Below are 19,238 nucleotides of genomic sequence, written 5' to 3' on the forward strand. Positions count from 1 at the left end.
CCCGATTTCGTTATTTTAACCCCATATATGTCTTGAACTTTCTCACCCATCTTCCAACGGCGAATGTCCCAATAGCGATGGTCTTCAAATGCAAGTTCTATACGTCGTTCATTGCGAAGTCGTTCTGTAAAGGCAGAACCTGATTCCGTAATATCAGGCATATTAGCAGCATTACGTACCATATTAAGAGCCGCTCTTGCAGACAGTGGAAATTCATTATCTGTATAATCAGGATTATTTCCTCCTTGCCATTCGTGCATAGCTTCAGCATAATTCAACAAAATCTCTGCATACCGGAACAAAATATAATGATGGGGTTTACTTATAGGATTTTCCGGTGATAATGAAACTGTTTCATTAATGTATTTCCGTAAATAATAGCCTGTCGGCGTTGCTCCGACCAAAGGTAAACCATTCTTTCCACCTTCAAAGGTTTCTACTACCGTATTCATTAACTTTGAACCATTATAAACAATTGTCTTATAAAAGCGAGGATCTCTGGTCTTGTTTCCGTTTTCATCTTCATAAGGAAATTTCACATGTTCAGGATTATCCCAACTGAACGACTCGCCAGAGACCATTTCATAAGCATCTACCAAATTTTGTGTAGGCACGTTACCACTATTTCCTCCTTCAAAGCCAATAGGTAAATTCAGCCGTTCAAAACTGTCACTATCACCATTACGACGTTCAAATATCAATTGTGAAGATTTTAAGATTTCATTTCCACCATTTACATCATAAATGGGATCATTATCAATATTGGGTAAGCTATACCATCCTGTCTCTATAAGATCATACGCAGCTTCTGCCGCTTTTTTCCATAATTCCCGGTTGCCGGATGTATTATGCAACGGACTGGCTGCATACAACAACGTTCTTGCTTTCAAAGCCATTGCCATACCTCTAGTCACACGGCCGGTTTCCAAATAAAAGTCATTCTGTCTGATAGGCAATTGAGGGGCTATTTCATCACATTCACGAACGATGAAATCAACAACCTCCGTATAAGGAGTTCTTTTCAGGCTGTTTACCTCATCTAATTGCAAAGTTTTGGTCACCAACGGTACATCGCCATAGCGTTTTATCAATTCAAAATAATAGAAAGCACGCAAAGCCCGTACTTCAAAGGGATACATTCTGAACTTCTCTATCTGCTCTTTATAATCAGCATTCAAAGATAACCGCTCCAAATACTCTTCATTATAATTCTCCAAATAAGAATTTGCAGCCTGAATCCCTGTATACATAGTTCCCCAAACATCATCGATAGTAATAGAAGGAGACCACTTATCTTCATAGATCTTGTATACAGCGCTTGTATTCCATACATATATGGCATTGTCAGAAGCAGACTCCCGGAGTGCATTTCCCATAACTCCGAAATCCTGAGGCAGAAAGGAGTAAACTCCTGTCACCAATTGACGAATATTATCAAACGTAGAATAAACTTCTTCTTTTGTTTGGCCTACCGATTCGTCAAAATCCAAATAACTACAAGCTGTCAATGAACAACTTGCAAATATCGAAAGAAATATCTTATTGATTCTCATAACATACAAATATTAAAACTTGATATTTACTCCTGCATAGACAGACGCTATATCAGGATAATTCACACTCATACTTTCACAGTTCAAATAAGGTACATGATCCAAGGAGAAGATATTATTTCCACGCAAATAAACTTGGCAATTCTCCATTCTTAACGGCATGATCCATTTCTTAGGCAAATTATAATAGACATTTATATTACGTAATTTCAAGTAACTGCCATCCACAAGCCATTGTGTACTTGTCTGGTAATTGTTTGCATTGTCCAAAGTTGAAAGGCGCGGCATATTAGCTACATCTTTAGTCTCTTCTGTCCAACGGATTTTATCTTCCATATACCATTTAGAAACATTTGTATTATTACGTAATGGCTGATATACGCTCGACGCGTTCAGTAATCTGCTCAGACCTGCAGCACCTTGAAACAAGAGGTCTATTCCGAAACCTTTATATTCCAGTCCCAATTGCAAACCGCCATACCATTCAGGGATAGAACCAGAGTGCCCGATAGCAACAACATCTCTATAATCAATAACATTATCCTGATTCTGATCTTTATACTTTATATCACCCGGAGACACTGTCGAGAACTGTTGTTGAGGAGACGCATCAATATCTTCCTGGTCATTAAAATAACCGATTGCTTCCAAACCGAAAATCTGGCCTACAGGTAGCCCTTTTCCCGACATATAAACATATTCCTTGTATCCTTCACCATTTTCTATGACTTCGCTTTTGACTCTGGATACATTAGCACCTACATAATATTTCAAGTCTTTACCAATCTGATCTCTCCACGTTGCCGATAATTCAAATCCTTTATATTCTGATTTACCCATATTCTGTAATGGTATGGAATTACCAAAAACTGACGAATACAAATTTGAAACATCAATCAATGTATTATCATATTTATGCATATACACATCAGCTGTCAAAGATAATTTCTTTAGTAATTGAAGGTCGATACCTACATTATACTTATTCACACGTTCCAGAGTAAGGTTGTTAATAGCAGGAGTGCCCTCTTTTATACCTCCCATTGAAATGTTACCATCGCCATAAAAATAATTGCCATAGCCAGACCAGTAATGCTTATCCAAATCATAAGCAATATCGTCACTACCAGCTTGCCCCCATGAACAACGTAACTTCAAAAAATCAATGAAAGACAGGTTCTGCATAAAATCTTCCTTGGATATCAACCATGCAGCAGAAACTGAAGGATAAAAACGATATCGGTTTCCACTTTGCAATCTACTTGTCCCAACATGTGAAAATGTAGCATCAACCATATATTTCTGTGAATAATCCCAACCTATTGTACCAGTGTAATACAATCTTTTATTTGTATTGTTACGTCCGAGAGCAGAATAATATTCCAGACGATAAATACCGCCAACATCTATTGTATGAAGATTAAATGTACGATTATACAAAACTTTGCCTTCTATATTAGCAGATACATACTGGTTGCTCATGCCCCAGCAATTAATGCTCAAAGCACCGTCTGTTCCATAGATTTCAGAATTTTGATCATATTCATTTATGCTTTCATTAAATACAGGGGAATTTACTTCATAGCTATATGTCTTAACTCCCTCATCAATGTAAACAGCATAATTATCATATGCAACTGCAAACTCAGCCGATAATCCCGGAGTAATAGATGATAAATCTTGTAAAATGCGCAAATCAGCTAACAGTGCACGAGGATTTTCTTTATGATAACCATAATCCGAAAAACTTGCAATAGGGTTTCGTGTATATATTAAATCACCTCCCCAATGTCCACTGGCAGTCTTTACCGGATAAACAGCAGACGGAGTATTGTATATCAAAGAAAAATCGTAATCCCGAGGCTGAGTAGTTTCTTTCAAACGTCCCAACATTGTCCACTTTACCAAAGTAGAAGGTGTCAAATCTACATCCAAATTCATCCGCAAATTCATTTCATACTTACGATACTGCGAATTATAACGTTCATTTTTAGTATACTGATGATTAAGCACACCAAAATCATTTTTATATGTCAACGCTGTAAAATATCTAACTTTTTCACCTCCTCCGGAAAAGGTCAAATCCAATTGATTGTTGACTGTATGATTTCTTAAAGCTTCATTTGCCCAGTCCGTATTCGCAAATAGTTCCGGATATTTTCCACTGCGAAAAGCATCTAAATCTGATTGACTGTATTGCAAATCAAGTCCATCATAATACAACGCTTCATTGCGTGCCATAGCATAGGTATAACCATCAACCACTTCAGGCTGGTTAATCAGCAATCCCAGACCATGACTGTAGTTAATTGATATATCACGTTTCTGTTTTTTACCCCGTTTAGTCGTTACCAAAATCACTCCATTGGCACCACGTGTTCCCCATATAGAAGTAGCAGCTCCATCTTTTAAAACCTCTATCGATTCTATCTCGACAGTAGACAGGAAGTCCAAAGAACGGGGAAAACCATCAACTACCACTAACGGAGACTGCCTGCCACGCAAAAACAAATTCGGATTAGCATTCCAGTCACTTTGTTGCAATACTGACAAACCCGGCAACAAGCCATACAATGTATTATAAGGATTTGGAGATGCATCTTTCTCCAGATCATCCGCCTTTATCACTGAAATGGCGGAAGTTTCTCTCTCATTAAAATCTGATTGTGCAAAAGCTATAGTCGGCAATATTAAGATACACCAAACTATCAGTATATATTTCGTCCTCATTATATTACAAAATTTTAAGAATACATAGAATATACATTATTCCCATCCCGGATTTTGAATCAGACCATATTTCTTGTTTATTTCTGATACAGGAATCGGAAGAAGATAAAAACGATCCGTCCATCGTTCAACCCACATTCTATTTGGATATTTCATATCTGTATCTTTACGGTATGTCATACTTCCATCAGCATTTCGAGTTGCTTTTAAGCGATATTGTTCTGTACGGAGCAAATCGACCCCTTTCCAACGGATGATATCAAAATAGCATACCTCTTCATATCCAAATTCAACAGCCCTTTCATGCAAAATTGCATTACGCAAATCTTCACCTGCCGGATATTTCTCACGATCCAATTCAGGCATTCCAACTCGATTTCTGACCAGATTTACATAGTCGTAAGCATCACGTCCAAAACGATCTTTCTCGTTAGCCTTTCCTAATTCATTCATTGCTTCGGCAATATCCAAATAAATTTCAGCAATACGAATATGAGGGCATTGATAAAATTTTCCGAACAGTTCAGTATCTTGGTCCAATATAAACTTACGCATACCATACCCATTATAAGTCAAGGCTCCTAAGGTTGTACTGGTTCCTTCCCAAGTTTCACGGCCTCCTTGATAAATTTCTGCCGTTCTTCCCCTAAACTTATCACCATTGACGATTAATGTCTCGTACATTCGAGGGTCTCTAACCATTTCTCCATTTTCATCGAAAAAAGGATGGGCGGCATGTTCCGGATTATTCCAGTCAAACGGAGTTCCGTCCTTCATCTCAAACATATCCGCATATACAGCAGTCGGACAAGTCCAACCCCATGCTAAAACATACAAAGAATAGAACCATTGGTGGTTAATTGTAGTATATCGGTGTGTGGGAAGTAAGACTTCACGATTACAACGATTGAAATAGCCGGCCAAATAATCTTCTCTCGGATTACCTGTATTTACCAATTTATAATAATCCCCATTTTGCTGATTTGCCTCCAAAAATTCCAAACCAGAATCGAGTGCCCTTTGCCAACGCGTATTATCTTTATTACCGTACCACGTATAATGCAATTCCGAGGCTTCGCCTTCTAAAAAAGGTTGCTCTGAATTGAACAACGGACTAGCAGCAAATTGTAAAACCCGGTTTTTTAATCCTAAAGCTGCAGCAGCAGTCATATGCCCCTCTTCTTCAGCGCTTACCGACCATGGCAATATACCAGCAGCCTCATCACAGAGTTCTACAATCTTATTAACGTGCTCTTCTACGGTCATGCGCGTAAATTTCAGTTCATCACTGGGTTTATATGACTTATCAATCCAAGGCATACCACCATAGTACCGTAACATATCCATATAATGATAGGCTATTATCACCTTGACTTCTGCCTTACGTATCATTTTTTCAGCTTCTGTCATGTCAGGTACGCGATCTACATTTTCCAAATAAATGTAACATATACGAATACCAGAAGTCGGTGAGTCAATCTGAAGAGCGTCATCTGTCAAACGATATGGCATTAAGCCAACTTCCGTTGCAGCTGTTACCTGTCCCGCATAATACGTTCGGTCTGCTCCACCTGATCCGACACAATCACCTATATCGGTTAAGCAATCCAACATTGACCATGCAAATCTTCCACTTTTTGGAAGAAAATCCGGCAAAGAATGATAAGCTTGCGCCAATATCTGATCGGCATACTTTTTATGATTAAAAACCGTATCAATAGTAATATCTGTTGTTATGGGTTTATCCAAAAAATCATTTCCAAATTTAAAATCTTCGCATGCAGTTCCAACAAGCAGCATTGAAGAGAGAATACCAAAAAGTAAACATTTATTCATAATCATATCATGTTTTAATCAGAAAGTTATATTTAATCCTAAATTATATATTTTAGTTATAGGATATGTGTTACTTCCGTTAGGATTACATTCCGGATCCATAATACCAAACTTGTCAAAAGTCAAAAGATTATAACCACTTAGAGTTACTCCCAACTGAGTTATTCCCAACTTTCTTAATATAATACCTTTTGTAAATGTATAGCCTAATTGTACTGTTTTCAGCTTGAAATATGAGCCATCCTTTACCCAAAGAGATGATGTCAAGGTATTATGATTCAAACTATTGGATGAGAATCGAGGTATTGTTGCCGTTTCTGCCGTCTCAGGAGTCCAACGATTATCAACATGAAACATCAATAGACCAGATGAACCACCATTAAAAGGTTTACGGAAATTATCACTCAACAATAAAGAACGTTGCGCTGCTCCAGCCCAATTCATAGTAAAACTCCAACCTTTAAAATTAAAGCCATAATTTAAGCCAAATGTATATGCAGGACGAGTTGGGTACCCAATGTCTTTAACGTCGTCCGTATCAATAACTCCATCATTATTCAAGTCAGCATATTTACAATCACCAGGGTGGACCACTGTTCCCGGATCTGCATATCCTTCTTTTAATGTGCCATCAGACGTAAAATCATCCTCGTTATAGAAACGTTCAAAAACATAACCCAAAATAGTTCCTACAGGCTTACCGGTACTCCACATATAAGGTTCATTCGGCTCAACCTCATCCTGCTCAATAATCTTGTTCTTCGAATAAGTAACATTCGTGTTTATCCAATAATTGAAATCTTTAATACGGTCATTCCATTTCAATTCTACTTCATATCCTTTATTATTGACTTTTCCCAAATTCACAACAGGCAATAATGAGGAAGAGAGACTGGAAAAAGCTGGAATTGTACTACGCTTAATCAGAATGTCCTTTCGATTCTCAAAAAATACATCTGCACTGATTCGAAGTCGGTTACTTAAAAAGTTCACATCAATACCATAATTCCGTTTCAAAGCCTTCTCCCATGTTACATCGGGATTACCAATACGGCTTTCAATAGCTCCCATTATAGAATTGTAGTTATTGTAACCAAAATTATAACCAAATAACTTATCGCGCCATTCACCATACTCACCACTTTTATCCACCTCGTATGCATCTGGTAAATAGAGAAAACGATTACCACTCATATTGTCATTACCAACTAATCCGACAGAAGCTCTCAATTTCAGAAAATCTATAACATGTTGATTTTTCATAAATTCTTCTTCTGTAATGACATAGCCGACAGATCCGGCAGGAAATGCTCCAAAGCGCTTTCCTGGAGCAAAATTTTCAGAGCCATTATAACCGAAATTAATTTCTGCAAGATACTTTGATTGATAATCATACGTAATACGACCCACAAATCCAACATAAGCAGTAGGAACAGAAGTCCAAGATCCTGGATAATATTTCTTATTTTGATTGTACAGGAATAAAGCTCCTACATTATGGCCGTTGAAATTCCGATTATAGCGTATGCTAGCCTCAAAATACCAATCGCGGGCACGCTGGCTGTTATCCTCACCATATTGCAAACGCTGATTCGTAGTACCCGGATCAATCTTATAGACAATTGTTTTATCAAATGACGGATCATCCATAGACATTGAAGGGTTATCGACTGAAGACTTATAATAAGGAACCAAGGCTTCGACATTACCGGTTCGGCTTACCAATCTTGTAAAAGATGTGTTATAAGCACCTTTTACTTCTACAGATAAGCCTTTGGTTATAAAATCGAGTTTTTGGCTTAAAGCCAAATCCATATTCATTGTATTTTGAGTGCTTTGGTTATAGCCTCTTCCATAATATCTTTGCAATCCACTACTTGTATCATCCATTATGATACCTGGATATTTAGATCTATCGGTTCTCACCAAACGTCCATCAACAATTCCGGGACTAACGAAAGGCTGAGACATATCCAGAATATGAAACAGGTCATAAACGTTATTGGTAGCATTGGGAGAATGAGTCACACCAACAATTCCTCCTAACCCGACTTTCAATAAAGTAGAAGGTGTCAGATCTACATCAAGATTACTACGATAGTTATAACGAGTGTAATTGTAATTATTGTTATAGTCCAGTTCCTTAAACTGTTTCATTAAACCGTCTTGAAATAAAAAGCCGGCAGAAATAAAGTAACGAACATTTTTCGTACCACCCGATATATTAACATTATGTTGGGTCTGTACTGAAGTATTTTTCATCAAATACTCTCTCCAATTAGTATTAGGATACATAATCGGTTCATCCCCAAGTCGGAAACGCTCAACTGTATAATCATCAAATGTATGTTTAGACATTTGATCATTATCATTCATTTCATTAAACAATGTCGCATAAGTATAACTATCCGCCATTTCCAATATTCGCGTAGGCTGTTGAATACCCACGGAAGATGTTAGCGAAATCTTAGCTTTTCCCTCTTCACCACGACGTGTAGTTACAAGAACAACTCCGTTAGCACCTCGAACACCAAATACAGCTGTAGCAGAAGCATCCTTTAAAACAGTGACACTTTCTATCTCATTAGGATCCATTTGGAAAAATGAACGTTCCACACCATCAACTAAAATAAGAGGCGTAGATGCAGCTTCTGATAAAGATCCGACTCCACGAATAAAAATAGAAGGGTCTTCTCTACCTGGCTGACCAGAAGTAGCAACAGAAGATAATCCGGGAAATTGTCCTGCCAAAGTATTTGCCACACTTGAATTGGGAGAACGAAGTAAAGCTTCTGTCTTAACAGAAGAAATAGCACCAGTCAGCGTTTCTTTTTTTTGTGTTCCATAAGCTACTACAGTGACTTCATCTAGAACTTCGCTATCCTCGTGCATAGTCACATTAATAAATTTCTGTGCTCCTACCTTAATTGTCTGGCTTTGCATACCTATATAGGTAAACTCCAGACGATCGTTTGTCTTCACAGAAATTTCAAAGGCTCCATCTACATTTGTCACTACTCCCGTATCGGAACCTTGTACCCGAATAGAAACACCAATCAATGGTTGTCCCGTTTCGTCAATCACAGTACCCTTTACCTTCCGGCTCTGCTGCTGTTGCAATTCATAAACCGAAGGAGCGGCCGAAGAAGCAAATGAACTTTCCGGCATTGCCCCCAAAGACATCACAGCCAGACAGCTATACAACAGCATCCGACCGCGTCTGTACCCTTTTCTTTTATTTTCATCCATAGAATAAGAATAAAATAGTTTAAATTATTGGTTAACTATAATTGCAATAGCTGAAATCTACACAGCTATTTGCAACACAAAGGAATACAAACGACGGTCGAATCAGGATAAAAATCCTACCCGTTAATAGAAGAAAACGTCCCTAACCATAAAATAGCAGAATTTGAATATAAAATTGAAAGAATTCTACCACTATACAATCAGTCCGAGGATGAATTTTCGTTTTTCTTTGACGCTACATAATCTTTCGGAGTCATACCATAATGCTGCATAAAGCAACGGGTAAAATAACTTGGAGTAGAAAAGCCCAGTTCGTAAGCCACATCACGGATACGCACTTCATCATTCTCCAACAGGATAATTGCCGCACGCTCCAGACGGGCAATGCGAATATCCGCTGATCCAAAATCATTTGTCTGTTTGTTGATAAAAAATAAGAAAGGGACATACCCAATCAGATATGTCCCCTTCTTATTTTTAACTAAACTCATTTTTGTACACCCTCAGGGATTCGAACCCTGGACCCACTGATTAAGAGTCAGTTGCTCTACCAACTGAGCTAAGAGTGCATCTCTTTCATTTTTGCGGGTGCAAAGATACGCTTTTTATTCTAAGCTACAAACTTTTTTCGGTATTTTTTCTTCTCCTCATATACTTTTGTCTTTTTCTCACTCAAATTCATAGAGTTCTGAAGGGGTTGTACGCTTCAAGGCACACAGCTGGACATCTTTGCCAACAATGATACCCTTTTCTCTCAGTTTCCATTCTACAGTTTTATACGCAAGTTCCGGATGATTGTTATCCTTGCTCAAATGGCACAGCCATATATATTTCAGCCGATCGCTAATATTTTCCGCCAGGAAACTGGCTGTTTCCATATTGCTCATGTGTCCGGTCCGGCTGCTGATGCGTTCCTTCAGGTATTGCGGGTAAGTTCCCATCCGCAACATTTCCTCGTCGTAATTGGCTTCCAATATCAAATAATTAGCTTTCAGAATATAATGTGCGGCGGTCGGAGTTATTTCGCCAAGGTCGGTAAGAAAGGAGAAAACTTTGCCATCAATCTGAACACAATATCCCACATTATCCGTACCGTCGTGAGGGACTTCAAACGATTCAATACTGAAATCCTCCAATTGCATAGGCTGTTGCTTTTCCAGATAACGGGCAGAAGTGTGAAGTTTCTCCGTCATGCAATAGCTACGATTGATTCCTTCATGAATACGGGCAGTAGTGTAAATGGGGATATTCAGCTTTTCTCCCAAGCCTCCTACGGCTTTGATGTGGTCGGCATGGTCGTGAGTGACAAAAACCGCACGTATCATATCCATTTCAATTCCTACTTCCTTCAGTGTCTTTTTAATGGTACGCACAGCAATACCCGCATCAATCAATATTCCATATTTCTCTGTACCTATATAATAACAATTTCCGCTACTGCCACTTGCCAAACTTATAAATTTTACTTTCATCTTCTCAATATACTTAATAAAGAGCACCTAACAAATGCAGATATTTCAAACTGAATTTGTACAAAACAGCCTGCACAGACTATAGAACAATTTTTTAAGCTCTATGTTCAAATCCTAAAGTGCCCGACAATAAATCGGGCAAATATACAAAAATATAACATATCCCGTTCTCTGCCTCTTCTCCTTTTTACAAAGGAATCCAGCCATGGAAGGGAGATCCGTGAAGAGGAAAATCTGTCACACACATATATACAACAAGTTACAAAAAAAGCCCGGAAATGTTCCGGGCTCGTTAAATGTTTGAAACGATATGCTAATATTATATCATCAAAGCTGCTACCAGCGCAAGAATGGCGTAGAACTCAGGAAGAGCTGCATAAATCATGGTATTAACCTGCACGTCGTGACCTTGGGAAATACCTACGATACCATTCGCACAAATCTGTCCCTGACGAATAGCAGAGAATAAGCATACCAGACCTACTCCCAGACCAATACCCAACATCAACGGACCTTCTGTAGCAAAGTCTCTACCCATCGACATCAGGAAAGCTACGAAGCCATAAAGACCCTGCGTAGCAGGAAGAGCAGACAAAATCATGTAACTGGCCGACTTGGAAGGATCTTTCTTCAATGCACCTTCTGCCGCATTTCCTGCGATTGTTGTACCAAAGCAGCTACCAATTCCTGCCAGTCCAAACATCAAACCTAAACCGAGATAACCTAAAATTTCATTCATAATGTTTCTAATTTTTATGAGTTTTTAATCTATTTGTTTTTTTATTGTTGTAAAAGGACGGTAAGCTTCTCCCTTGCCGTCATAACCTGAATTCTTGAAATACTCCACGAATGTCAGACGAAGAGGATGCACAAATGCACTTAAACAAGACATCGCAATGTTCAGCACATGGCCAAACACGAGAATCAAGCCGCAGAACAGCCAGCCTAAAGCCGGACCGGCAGCGTCGTTCACCATAAACGCCAGCTGGTTGAATACGCCTCCCAGCATACCGCCTGCCAATCCCAAGGCATAAAGACGGATGTACGACAAAACGTCGCCCATCAGACCGGTAGCCATGTTATAAGTATCCCAAACACCGGCTCCGATGTTGACGAAGACATTGCGGTGAATATTATTCAGCAGATAAATGCCTATGGCCGAAATACTGCCGATAATGATAAATGCCCACGTAGAAACGTTCTCGGAAATAACCTCGAAGAAAGATAAGCCACCGGTAAGCACAAATCCGACTACCAGCAGCAGCCATCCCCAGGCACTGAGCGATTCCTTGAATCCGTAACGCACCGTAGAGCATACAGCCTTCACGGTCATTGCAATACAGATGTGAACCACACCGATAATCAAAGCCAGCAGCATCTGCTTGTCGTAAGTAGTCTCGCCTATCTTACCAACAATCATGAACTGCTTCAGACTATCCGGAAGATCCAGATCGAACAGACTGACGCCAAAGAAGGTTCCCAATACAGCACCTATCACAGTGGTAAAGATACCCAACGTGATTACCAGATTCATCATACCGCTGAGCGATTTCGACATCTTCTTTTTCAGTACGAATCCCAAAGCTATCAGCACCAGTCCGTAACCTGCATCGCCCATACAGAAAGCGAAAAACAGCGAAAAGAAAGGTGCCAGAATGGGTGTCGGGTCGAACTCGGCATAATCAGGCATACCATACATCTTGGTCAATACCTCGTACATGCGGGTAAAGGCATTATTCTTCAGCTTAATCGGAGCATTATCCTCCTTGTTCGCATTACGTATCTCATAGTAGACACCACTCGCATCCAGGAATTTCTTGACTTCTTCCTCGTTATCGACCGGTATCCAGCCTTCCAGCAACACAACTGTTCCTTCAGCCATCTGCTGGCTGTTCAGTTTTACTTTCCACAAATCAATCTCACCCTGTAGCTGAAGTTGTCCTTCCTCCAGTGTGTGATAGTGAATTTTGCAGAAATTCTTCAATTCGGCATTTGCCTGAGCCAATTCCTGCAAAAGGCTTTCTTTTGCAGCATTCAGCTCCGACAAGCTTTGTGAAGGCAAACGGATCGGTTCCATCTCCAGATCAACCGGACCATGATTGACAGTAACAAAATAGAGATGTCCTCCCCTTTCCTGAACTTTGATAGCATTGTACTGCTCTATCCATTCTTCATCAAAATCTTTTTCAGAACACATGAAGAACTGGATATCCCATCCCTGATCTTTCAGGCTGGAAACAACCTTCCAATCAAAATCGCCCCAAACTTCCATTTGGGCTATTTCTTTGTCAAGCTGCGGTACACGCTGATTCAAATCCTGTATCTTATTCTGCAGACCTTCGTAAGTGCTGACTACCTCGTCGGCAGAAACACCGGCATGTACATTGGCATCCACCGTTTTTTCAGCCAGATTATACATACTGGCAAGTGTGTTCTTATAGAGGGTACGTTTCTGCATAAAATTCTGCAACGTATCATCCATCTCCCCACACTGTCTTTCGACAATATGTACAACTCCCAATTCACGAATCTGACTGAGGAATTCCTCGTATTCCTTGTAGTACACAAGAAATGTCAGTTTCTTCATTTTCGTAATCATGCTTCCGCCTCCTTTCTTTTCTCCTGATGAGATTTCATGATCTTCTGCGACGATTTTGAAAGATTTTCTTCATCTTCCATAAACCGTTTGATCTTCCGCAATGCATCCTGATAGCCCGGAATCTGAACTTTCTCAAACAGGTTCACTTTTTGAGTCGTCTTTTTCCGAGCATGTTCAAGCAAGTTCAGCTTGGCAACGACAAATTCGCGTTCGATAGCCGTATGTGCCAGTTCCTTGAGCAAATGCAGTCCGTCCGAATACCATTTAGGAGCATTGAACAGACTATAAGAACGTATTTCGAAATCTACATTTTCAAGTATCGGCACTCGCACTCCCGCGATTTTCTTCACGCCAAGGTGGACATCGCTAACCCTTATCAATGAAGTGTCAAACTCATTCCAAAGGGCAAACATAGTCTCATATGCCTGAATCTTTTTCTCCAGACTTTCATCCAATGCGGCAGCATCCACCTTACAGCGCTTCACTTCCATACGCAAGGCACTCTCCTTATTCTTGATAATAGGCAGAGTACGCATACGTACTTTCAATTGTTTCTCCAATTGCTGAAGAGAAGTTTTATTGTATTGAAACTTTATAGCCACTTTGCAAACTAAAGAATTAAATTAAAATATTCAGAACTATATCAATGCTTGAGCATCAATTACCGGCTTTCGGCCAATACTGATCCACAAGTTCTTTCTTGATATTCACTTCCTCCGGCTTGAAATATTTGCCGAACAGACTCCATGCTACATCCAGCATTTCGGTTGTGTTGAGGTTCACGTCAATCGCCAACAGCTGATTGGAGTAATCCTTGGCAAATGCCAGCGTACGTTCATCGTAATTCGTCAGGTCGAAACCGTTCTCCAGTTTTGTCTTGGCATTAGCAGCATCGGCATACAGACGGACAGCAGCATTCATCACCTGTGGATGGTCCTTACGGGTCTTCTTACCGGTAACAAGCTGTTTCAGACGCGACAAAGAACGGAACGGGTCGACAATAACCTTACCGATATCACTGTCGCGGCGAAGGAACAACTGTCCTTCGGTGATATAACCGGTATTATCAGGTACCGCATGGGTAATGTCACCACCCGACAAGGTAGTCACGGCAATAATGGTGATAGAACCTCCGCTGGGGAACTGTACGGCCTTCTCGTATATTTTAGCCAAATCGGAATACAGCGAACCGGGCATTGAGTCTTTCGAAGGAATCTGGTCCATACGGTTCGACACAATGGCCAGCGCATCGGCATATGAAGTCATATCGGTCAGCAGTACCAGAACTTTTTCATTGTTCTTCACCGCAAAATACTCAGCAGCAGTCAGTGCCATGTCAGGTATCAGCAAACGTTCTACCGGAGGATTCTCGGTCGTATTCATAAAGCAGACAATACGGTCGAGCGCACCTGCATTCGAGAATACGTTTTTGAAGTACAGGTAGTCGTCGTTCGTCATACCCATACCGCCCAGGATAATCTTGTCGGTCTCGGCACGCAATGCCACATTGGCCATTACCTGGTTGAACGGCTGATCCGGGTCTGCAAAGAACGGAATCTTCTGTCCCGAAACCAGTGTATTGTTCAGGTCAATACCTGCTATACCGGTAGCAATCAGTTCCGACGGCTGCTTACGGCGAACCGGGTTCACAGACGGACCACCAATTTCAACTTCTTCTCCTTCTATTTCCGGACCTCCATCAATCGGATCACCAAATGCATTGAAAAAACGTCCGGCAAGCTGTTCGCTCACTTTAATCGTAGGCGCTTTCCCCAGAAAAACAACTTCTGCATTGGTGGGGATACCTTCGGTGCCCTCGAATACCTGCAGGGTAACATCATCTCCTGCAATCTTTACCACCTGGGCCAATTTACCATTAACGGTTGCCAACTCATCATAACCGACCCCAGTTGCCTTCAGCGAACAGGTAGCCTTCGTTATCTGAGTGATCTTGGTATATATTTTTTGAAATGCTTTTGTTGCCATTTTATAAATCTACAATAATTAGCAATTTTATAATTCAGTTTTTCGATACGGTCTATCGATGATTATTAAACCTTTTGTTTAGGCTTTACGTTCTTCAAGCAACTCTTTCAATTGGTTACGGTAATTTTCGTACTGTTCCGACTTAAAGGTTGAGTAGTTCATCTGCTTGCAGATGTTGATCATCTTCTTGAAATAATCCATGACTTCATTGAAATTGTCAAACTCAAAGTCCGTATGACAGATGTCAATTACCATATTCAGGATTTCTTCCTGACGCTCCATCGGAGTGACAGCATCTATCTCATCAAAAGCATCTTGTTGCAGGATAACAAAGTCTATCAGTTCCGATTTCCAGAAGATAACGTGATATTCTACCGGTACACCATCATCACCCAAGATGTTGATCTGCTCTGCAATCTCCTTACCGCGCTGCAAACGGGTCTTTATCTCATTCACCTTGCCAATCCATTCGCCGTTGATACGCTTGGAGATGTAAGCCTCGAATTCAGGATATTCAATGTATTTCGAATAAGAATCGATCGGGTTTACGGCCGGATAACGTTTCTTGTCCGCACGGTCTTGTTCAAGAGCGTAGAAACAACGGGCTACTTTCTTGGTGTTTTCCGTAACAGGCTCCTTCAGGTTACCACCCGCAGGAGATACGGTTCCGATAAATGTAATAGAACCCGTCTCACCGTTATTCAAAACTACATAGCCGGCACGGCCATAGAAGTTGGAGATAATCGAAGACAAGTCCATCGGGAATGCATCCGGACCAGGCAACTCTTCCATACGGTTGGACATTTCGCGAAGTGCCTGTGCCCAACGTGAAGTCGAGTCGGCCATCAGCAATACTTTCAATCCCATGCTGCGATAATACTCGGCAATGGTCATCGCTGTGTAGACAGATGCCTCACGGGCCGCAACCGGCATGTTCGAAGTATTGGCAATGATGATAGTACGCTCCATCAGCTTACGTCCGGTATGCGGGTCTATCAGTTCAGGGAATTCTGTAAAAATCTCCACTACCTCATTGGCACGTTCACCACAGGCTGCGATGATTACGATATCAGCTTCTGCCTGTTTGGAGATGGCATGCTGCAACACCGTCTTGCCCGTACCAAACGGACCGGGAATAAATCCTGTACCACCTTCTACAATCGGGTTAACGGTGTCTATCACACGAACACCAGTTTCCAACAGTTTGAAGGGACGTGGTTTTTCCTTGTAATTGGTCATAGCCCGTTTTACCGGCCATTTCTGTATCATGTTGACGGGGACTTCTTTTCCCTCTTCGTCAATCAGCACAGCAATTGTATCTTCAATGTGATAATCGCCTTCTGCCACAACAGATTTAACAGTGGCTTGTCCCTTCATTTCAAAGGGCACCATGATCTTCAGCGGCTGATAGTTCTCTTCTACCTGACCCAACCAATCGGCTGCACCTACTTTATCGCCAGCTTTTGCCAAAGGTACAAAATGCCATTTCTTTTCTTTATCCAACGGATAGGTATACTGTCCTCGCTTCAAGAAGACACCCTCCATTTTATCAAGGTCGTTCTGCAAACCATCGTAATTCTTCGAAAGCATGCCGGGACCCAATGTCACTTCAAGCATATGACCGGTAAACTCGGCTTCTGCGCCGACCTTCAAGCCACGGGTACTTTCAAAAACTTGTACATATACTTGACTGCCTACAACTTTTATCACTTCCGCCATCAGCCTGTCGTTTCCCAGCAAGATATAGCATATCTCATTCTGTGCCACAGGGCCGTCAACGATAAGAGTTACCATATTGGCAATTACGCCACTAACAGTTCCTTTTGTTGCCATATAATTATGTGATTAATTTTATTTTTTAAACTCTGCAGGTATCTGCACTTCATCCTTTAAAGTCGCAATAATATTACGGAACAATAAATTACCTTTTTCCTTGTCCAGAACCATCCAACGCTCTACCATGTCCAATTGCAACAAAAAGACAAACAGACGTTCGATCGTAAAATAGTCAAAGAAGGTAGCTTCTTCCATCCAGTTCCAGCGAAGCTGGTCTATTTTCTTTTCCCGCTCTACCAGTTCGCTTATTTCACTGATTTTCATCAGCTGCTCCATACAGTCTACCTCACCAGTCAAGCCGAAATCACGGGCATTGGAAGTACGCAAGGCTTCACACACTTCGGTATCTCCCACTATCACTGATGAAAGTTCCATCTTATATTTTCTTGCAGCCAGTGCAACCAAAATATTATTGACTGTCAAATTGAAAGCGAACCACGAAGAGACAAACTTGTTCTTGCATTCCATCGCATAAGCATAATAAAGTGCAGCCAAACGATTCTCAAGCAAAAAGTTCTCTTCTACAGGATTAGTAAAATATTCAGATATAAAAGTGGATAAATATGCAGGGAACATAGAATTCTCTATTCTATCGCCTTCCTTTAATCGCAGAATATATTCGTTGAGTTCTTCAGCAGAAAAGACTCCACGCCCATCAATAGCAGCTTCCTTGTCTTTCAGCAGCTTCAGAACATTTGCATTATCATATTGCAAAAAGAATAAACTTACCAGTTTCTTGTCTGCTACAGTCAAAGCCGGATATATGTCTTCCTTAAAATCCGCGACTGTATAGCTCAGTTTATTGTCCTCCAAAGCAAGTTTAGGCAATCCAGCTACTAAATAATAGTATTTACCCATATCAAGTGATATTTTTTAAAATAACATTTCTAATAATTGCGGGCGGAGGAATTCTTTAAAGTAGTTCATAAACTCTTCTTCACCAAAGTTTATCTTATAAGAACCATTAGCCGGAGAAATAGTAAACAAAGTCTTGATGCCGTTTACCTGTTCTATCTTCACTCCTTTATCTAAAAGGTCCTTTGCCTTTTTCGAAAAATAGGCTTTTAATTCATCTGCATCTGCAGTCGAAATCACAATGGGTTCTGTTACGCTCCATTTGGAAGCTAAAGACAGGATAAAGGCATTCAGAAAATCTTTATTCGCTACAAAAGATTTCACGTCCGCATCTACCAGTTTGTTCGTTACCAGCGTCGCAATCTCCGATTTTAAAGCGTTAGCTGCTTGATTAGCGAACATTTTCAACTCTGATTTGGTATTCTCAGCCATATCGTCAGCCTCCTTACGGGCTGTAGCCAGAATAGTATCAGCCTCCTTACGGGCATCCTCAATTATTTTTTGAGCTGTTTCCTGAGCATTTGCGATAAGCTTCTGGGCTTCTTTATTACCTTTTTCAACCCCTTCGTGATAAATCTTATCAGTTAACTCTTGAATTTTATTCTCCATATTTTCAGGAATTATTATAAGTTAGTTACAAAATATACACCCTTATACGCAGTTTTTCCCTGCGTATCAGATTTGCGCCAAATTTACTAAAATCCCTATGATAATAAAAGAGAAAGGGGAAAAGAAAGATTATTTCTCAGAAAAAAAGACAAAGAATTTTCTTCTCTATGAAAATAACAATAAATAATGCCTTCCACTGCTCCTACTATTCCATACAAACTCCCCAGTTATCCCCAGCGAGTGCAGCAGTTATTGCACTCCCAGTGCAGTAGTCAGTGCACTCACTGTGCAACAGTTGGTGCACTAACAGTGCAGTAACTGTTGCACTGGAACAGCACAGTTAGCGTATCTGGAAGGAACTATTCAAAAGAATAACACGCAGGATATATCGTTCTCAGGCGCGGCCTTCCCCGTGGCTTTCCGTGGCATCCGTGCCTGAAGGGAAAAAAAAAATTCTGCGTGCATGCGGAGGGAAAACAAAAAAGCCCCTCCGGAACTCTCCGAAGGGGCTTC

Annotated in this window: 13 protein-coding genes and 1 tRNA gene; all 14 read right to left on the reverse strand. The window is 40.5% G+C overall.

Annotated features, from left to right (window positions below; translation table 11 throughout):
- Window positions 1-1,553: RagB/SusD family nutrient uptake outer membrane protein (locus Q3C19_RS16435; protein WP_302730766.1), on the reverse strand; the 1,553-nt coding region annotated here is incomplete at its 3' end.
- A 12-nt stretch (window positions 1,554-1,565) separates the two neighbouring features.
- Complete coding sequence (locus Q3C19_RS16440) at window positions 1,566-4,283, reverse strand: SusC/RagA family TonB-linked outer membrane protein (protein ID WP_302730768.1); 2,718 nt, start codon at window positions 4,281-4,283, stop codon at window positions 1,566-1,568.
- A gap of 36 nt (window positions 4,284-4,319) precedes the next feature.
- Complete coding sequence (locus tag Q3C19_RS16445) at window positions 4,320-6,119, reverse strand: RagB/SusD family nutrient uptake outer membrane protein (protein ID WP_302730770.1); 1,800 nt, start codon at window positions 6,117-6,119, stop codon at window positions 4,320-4,322.
- 18 nt (window positions 6,120-6,137) lie between these two features.
- Window positions 6,138-9,368, reverse strand: coding sequence for a TonB-dependent receptor (locus tag Q3C19_RS16450; RefSeq protein ID WP_302730772.1), 3,231 nt, complete (start codon window positions 9,366-9,368; stop codon window positions 6,138-6,140).
- A gap of 200 nt (window positions 9,369-9,568) precedes the next feature.
- A complete protein-coding gene (locus Q3C19_RS16455) occupies window positions 9,569-9,859 on the reverse strand; it encodes an AraC family transcriptional regulator (protein WP_302730774.1) in 291 nt (96 codons plus the stop codon).
- Window positions 9,860-9,864: 5 nt separating this feature from the next.
- Window positions 9,865-9,937, reverse strand: a tRNA-Lys gene (locus Q3C19_RS16460).
- A gap of 99 nt (window positions 9,938-10,036) precedes the next feature.
- On the reverse strand, window positions 10,037-10,840 hold the full coding sequence (locus Q3C19_RS16465; protein WP_071149571.1) for an MBL fold metallo-hydrolase: 804 nt from the start codon (window positions 10,838-10,840) through the stop codon (window positions 10,037-10,039).
- A gap of 319 nt (window positions 10,841-11,159) precedes the next feature.
- Window positions 11,160-11,579, reverse strand: a complete 420-nt coding sequence (locus Q3C19_RS16470) for a hypothetical protein (RefSeq protein ID WP_022163723.1) — start codon at window positions 11,577-11,579, stop codon at window positions 11,160-11,162.
- Window positions 11,580-11,603: 24 nt separating this feature from the next.
- Window positions 11,604-13,439: a V-type ATP synthase subunit I gene (locus Q3C19_RS16475; protein ID WP_302730778.1), complete on the reverse strand. Its 1,836-nt coding sequence runs from the start codon at window positions 13,437-13,439 to the stop codon at window positions 11,604-11,606.
- The gene (locus tag Q3C19_RS16480; protein WP_302730780.1) at window positions 13,436-14,041 is read right to left on the reverse strand and encodes a V-type ATP synthase subunit D; all 606 of its coding nucleotides are present in this window, start codon (window positions 14,039-14,041) and stop codon (window positions 13,436-13,438) included. Before Q3C19_RS16480 ends, Q3C19_RS16475 begins: the two co-directional genes overlap by 4 nt.
- Before the next feature lie 55 nt (window positions 14,042-14,096).
- On the reverse strand, window positions 14,097-15,425 hold the full coding sequence (locus Q3C19_RS16485) for a V-type ATP synthase subunit B (protein ID WP_022163726.1): 1,329 nt from the start codon (window positions 15,423-15,425) through the stop codon (window positions 14,097-14,099).
- Window positions 15,426-15,503: 78 nt separating this feature from the next.
- Window positions 15,504-17,258, reverse strand: a complete 1,755-nt coding sequence (locus tag Q3C19_RS16490) for a V-type ATP synthase subunit A (RefSeq protein WP_022163727.1) — start codon at window positions 17,256-17,258, stop codon at window positions 15,504-15,506.
- Between the two features lie 18 nt (window positions 17,259-17,276).
- Window positions 17,277-18,119 carry a DUF2764 family protein gene (locus Q3C19_RS16495; protein WP_071149568.1) on the reverse strand — a complete coding sequence of 281 codons (843 nt, stop codon included), beginning with the start codon at window positions 18,117-18,119 and terminating at the stop codon, window positions 17,277-17,279.
- Window positions 18,120-18,134: 15 nt separating this feature from the next.
- Complete coding sequence (locus Q3C19_RS16500) at window positions 18,135-18,725, reverse strand: hypothetical protein (protein ID WP_071149567.1); 591 nt, start codon at window positions 18,723-18,725, stop codon at window positions 18,135-18,137.
- Window positions 18,726-19,238: the final 513 nt, after the last annotated feature.

It is taken from the genome of Bacteroides sp. ET489, from assembly GCF_030518095.1.
GTDB classification, from domain to species: Bacteria; Bacteroidota; Bacteroidia; order Bacteroidales; family Bacteroidaceae; genus Bacteroides; species Bacteroides ndongoniae.

What these genes read in the sequence shown, in the direction of transcription:
- Q3C19_RS16440 (WP_302730768.1), bottom strand. Translation starts at nt 4,283, where the DNA reads ATGAGGACGAAATATATACTGATAGTTTGGTGTATCTTAATATTGCCG.
- Q3C19_RS16445 (WP_302730770.1), bottom strand. Translation starts at nt 6,119, where the DNA reads ATGAATAAATGTTTACTTTTTGGTATTCTCTCTTCAATGCTGCTTGTT.
- Q3C19_RS16450 (WP_302730772.1), bottom strand. Translation starts at nt 9,368, where the DNA reads ATGGATGAAAATAAAAGAAAAGGGTACAGACGCGGTCGGATGCTGTTG.
- Q3C19_RS16455 (WP_302730774.1), bottom strand. Translation starts at nt 9,859, where the DNA reads ATGAGTTTAGTTAAAAATAAGAAGGGGACATATCTGATTGGGTATGTC.
- Q3C19_RS16465 (WP_071149571.1), bottom strand. Translation starts at nt 10,840, where the DNA reads ATGAAAGTAAAATTTATAAGTTTGGCAAGTGGCAGTAGCGGAAATTGT.
- Q3C19_RS16470 (WP_022163723.1), bottom strand. Translation starts at nt 11,579, where the DNA reads ATGAATGAAATTTTAGGTTATCTCGGTTTAGGTTTGATGTTTGGACTG.
- Q3C19_RS16475 (WP_302730778.1), bottom strand. Translation starts at nt 13,439, where the DNA reads ATGATTACGAAAATGAAGAAACTGACATTTCTTGTGTACTACAAGGAA.
- Q3C19_RS16485 (WP_022163726.1), bottom strand. Translation starts at nt 15,425, where the DNA reads ATGGCAACAAAAGCATTTCAAAAAATATATACCAAGATCACTCAGATA.
- Q3C19_RS16490 (WP_022163727.1), bottom strand. Translation starts at nt 17,258, where the DNA reads ATGGCAACAAAAGGAACTGTTAGTGGCGTAATTGCCAATATGGTAACT.
- Q3C19_RS16495 (WP_071149568.1), bottom strand. Translation starts at nt 18,119, where the DNA reads ATGGGTAAATACTATTATTTAGTAGCTGGATTGCCTAAACTTGCTTTG.
- Q3C19_RS16500 (WP_071149567.1), bottom strand. Translation starts at nt 18,725, where the DNA reads ATGGAGAATAAAATTCAAGAGTTAACTGATAAGATTTATCACGAAGGG.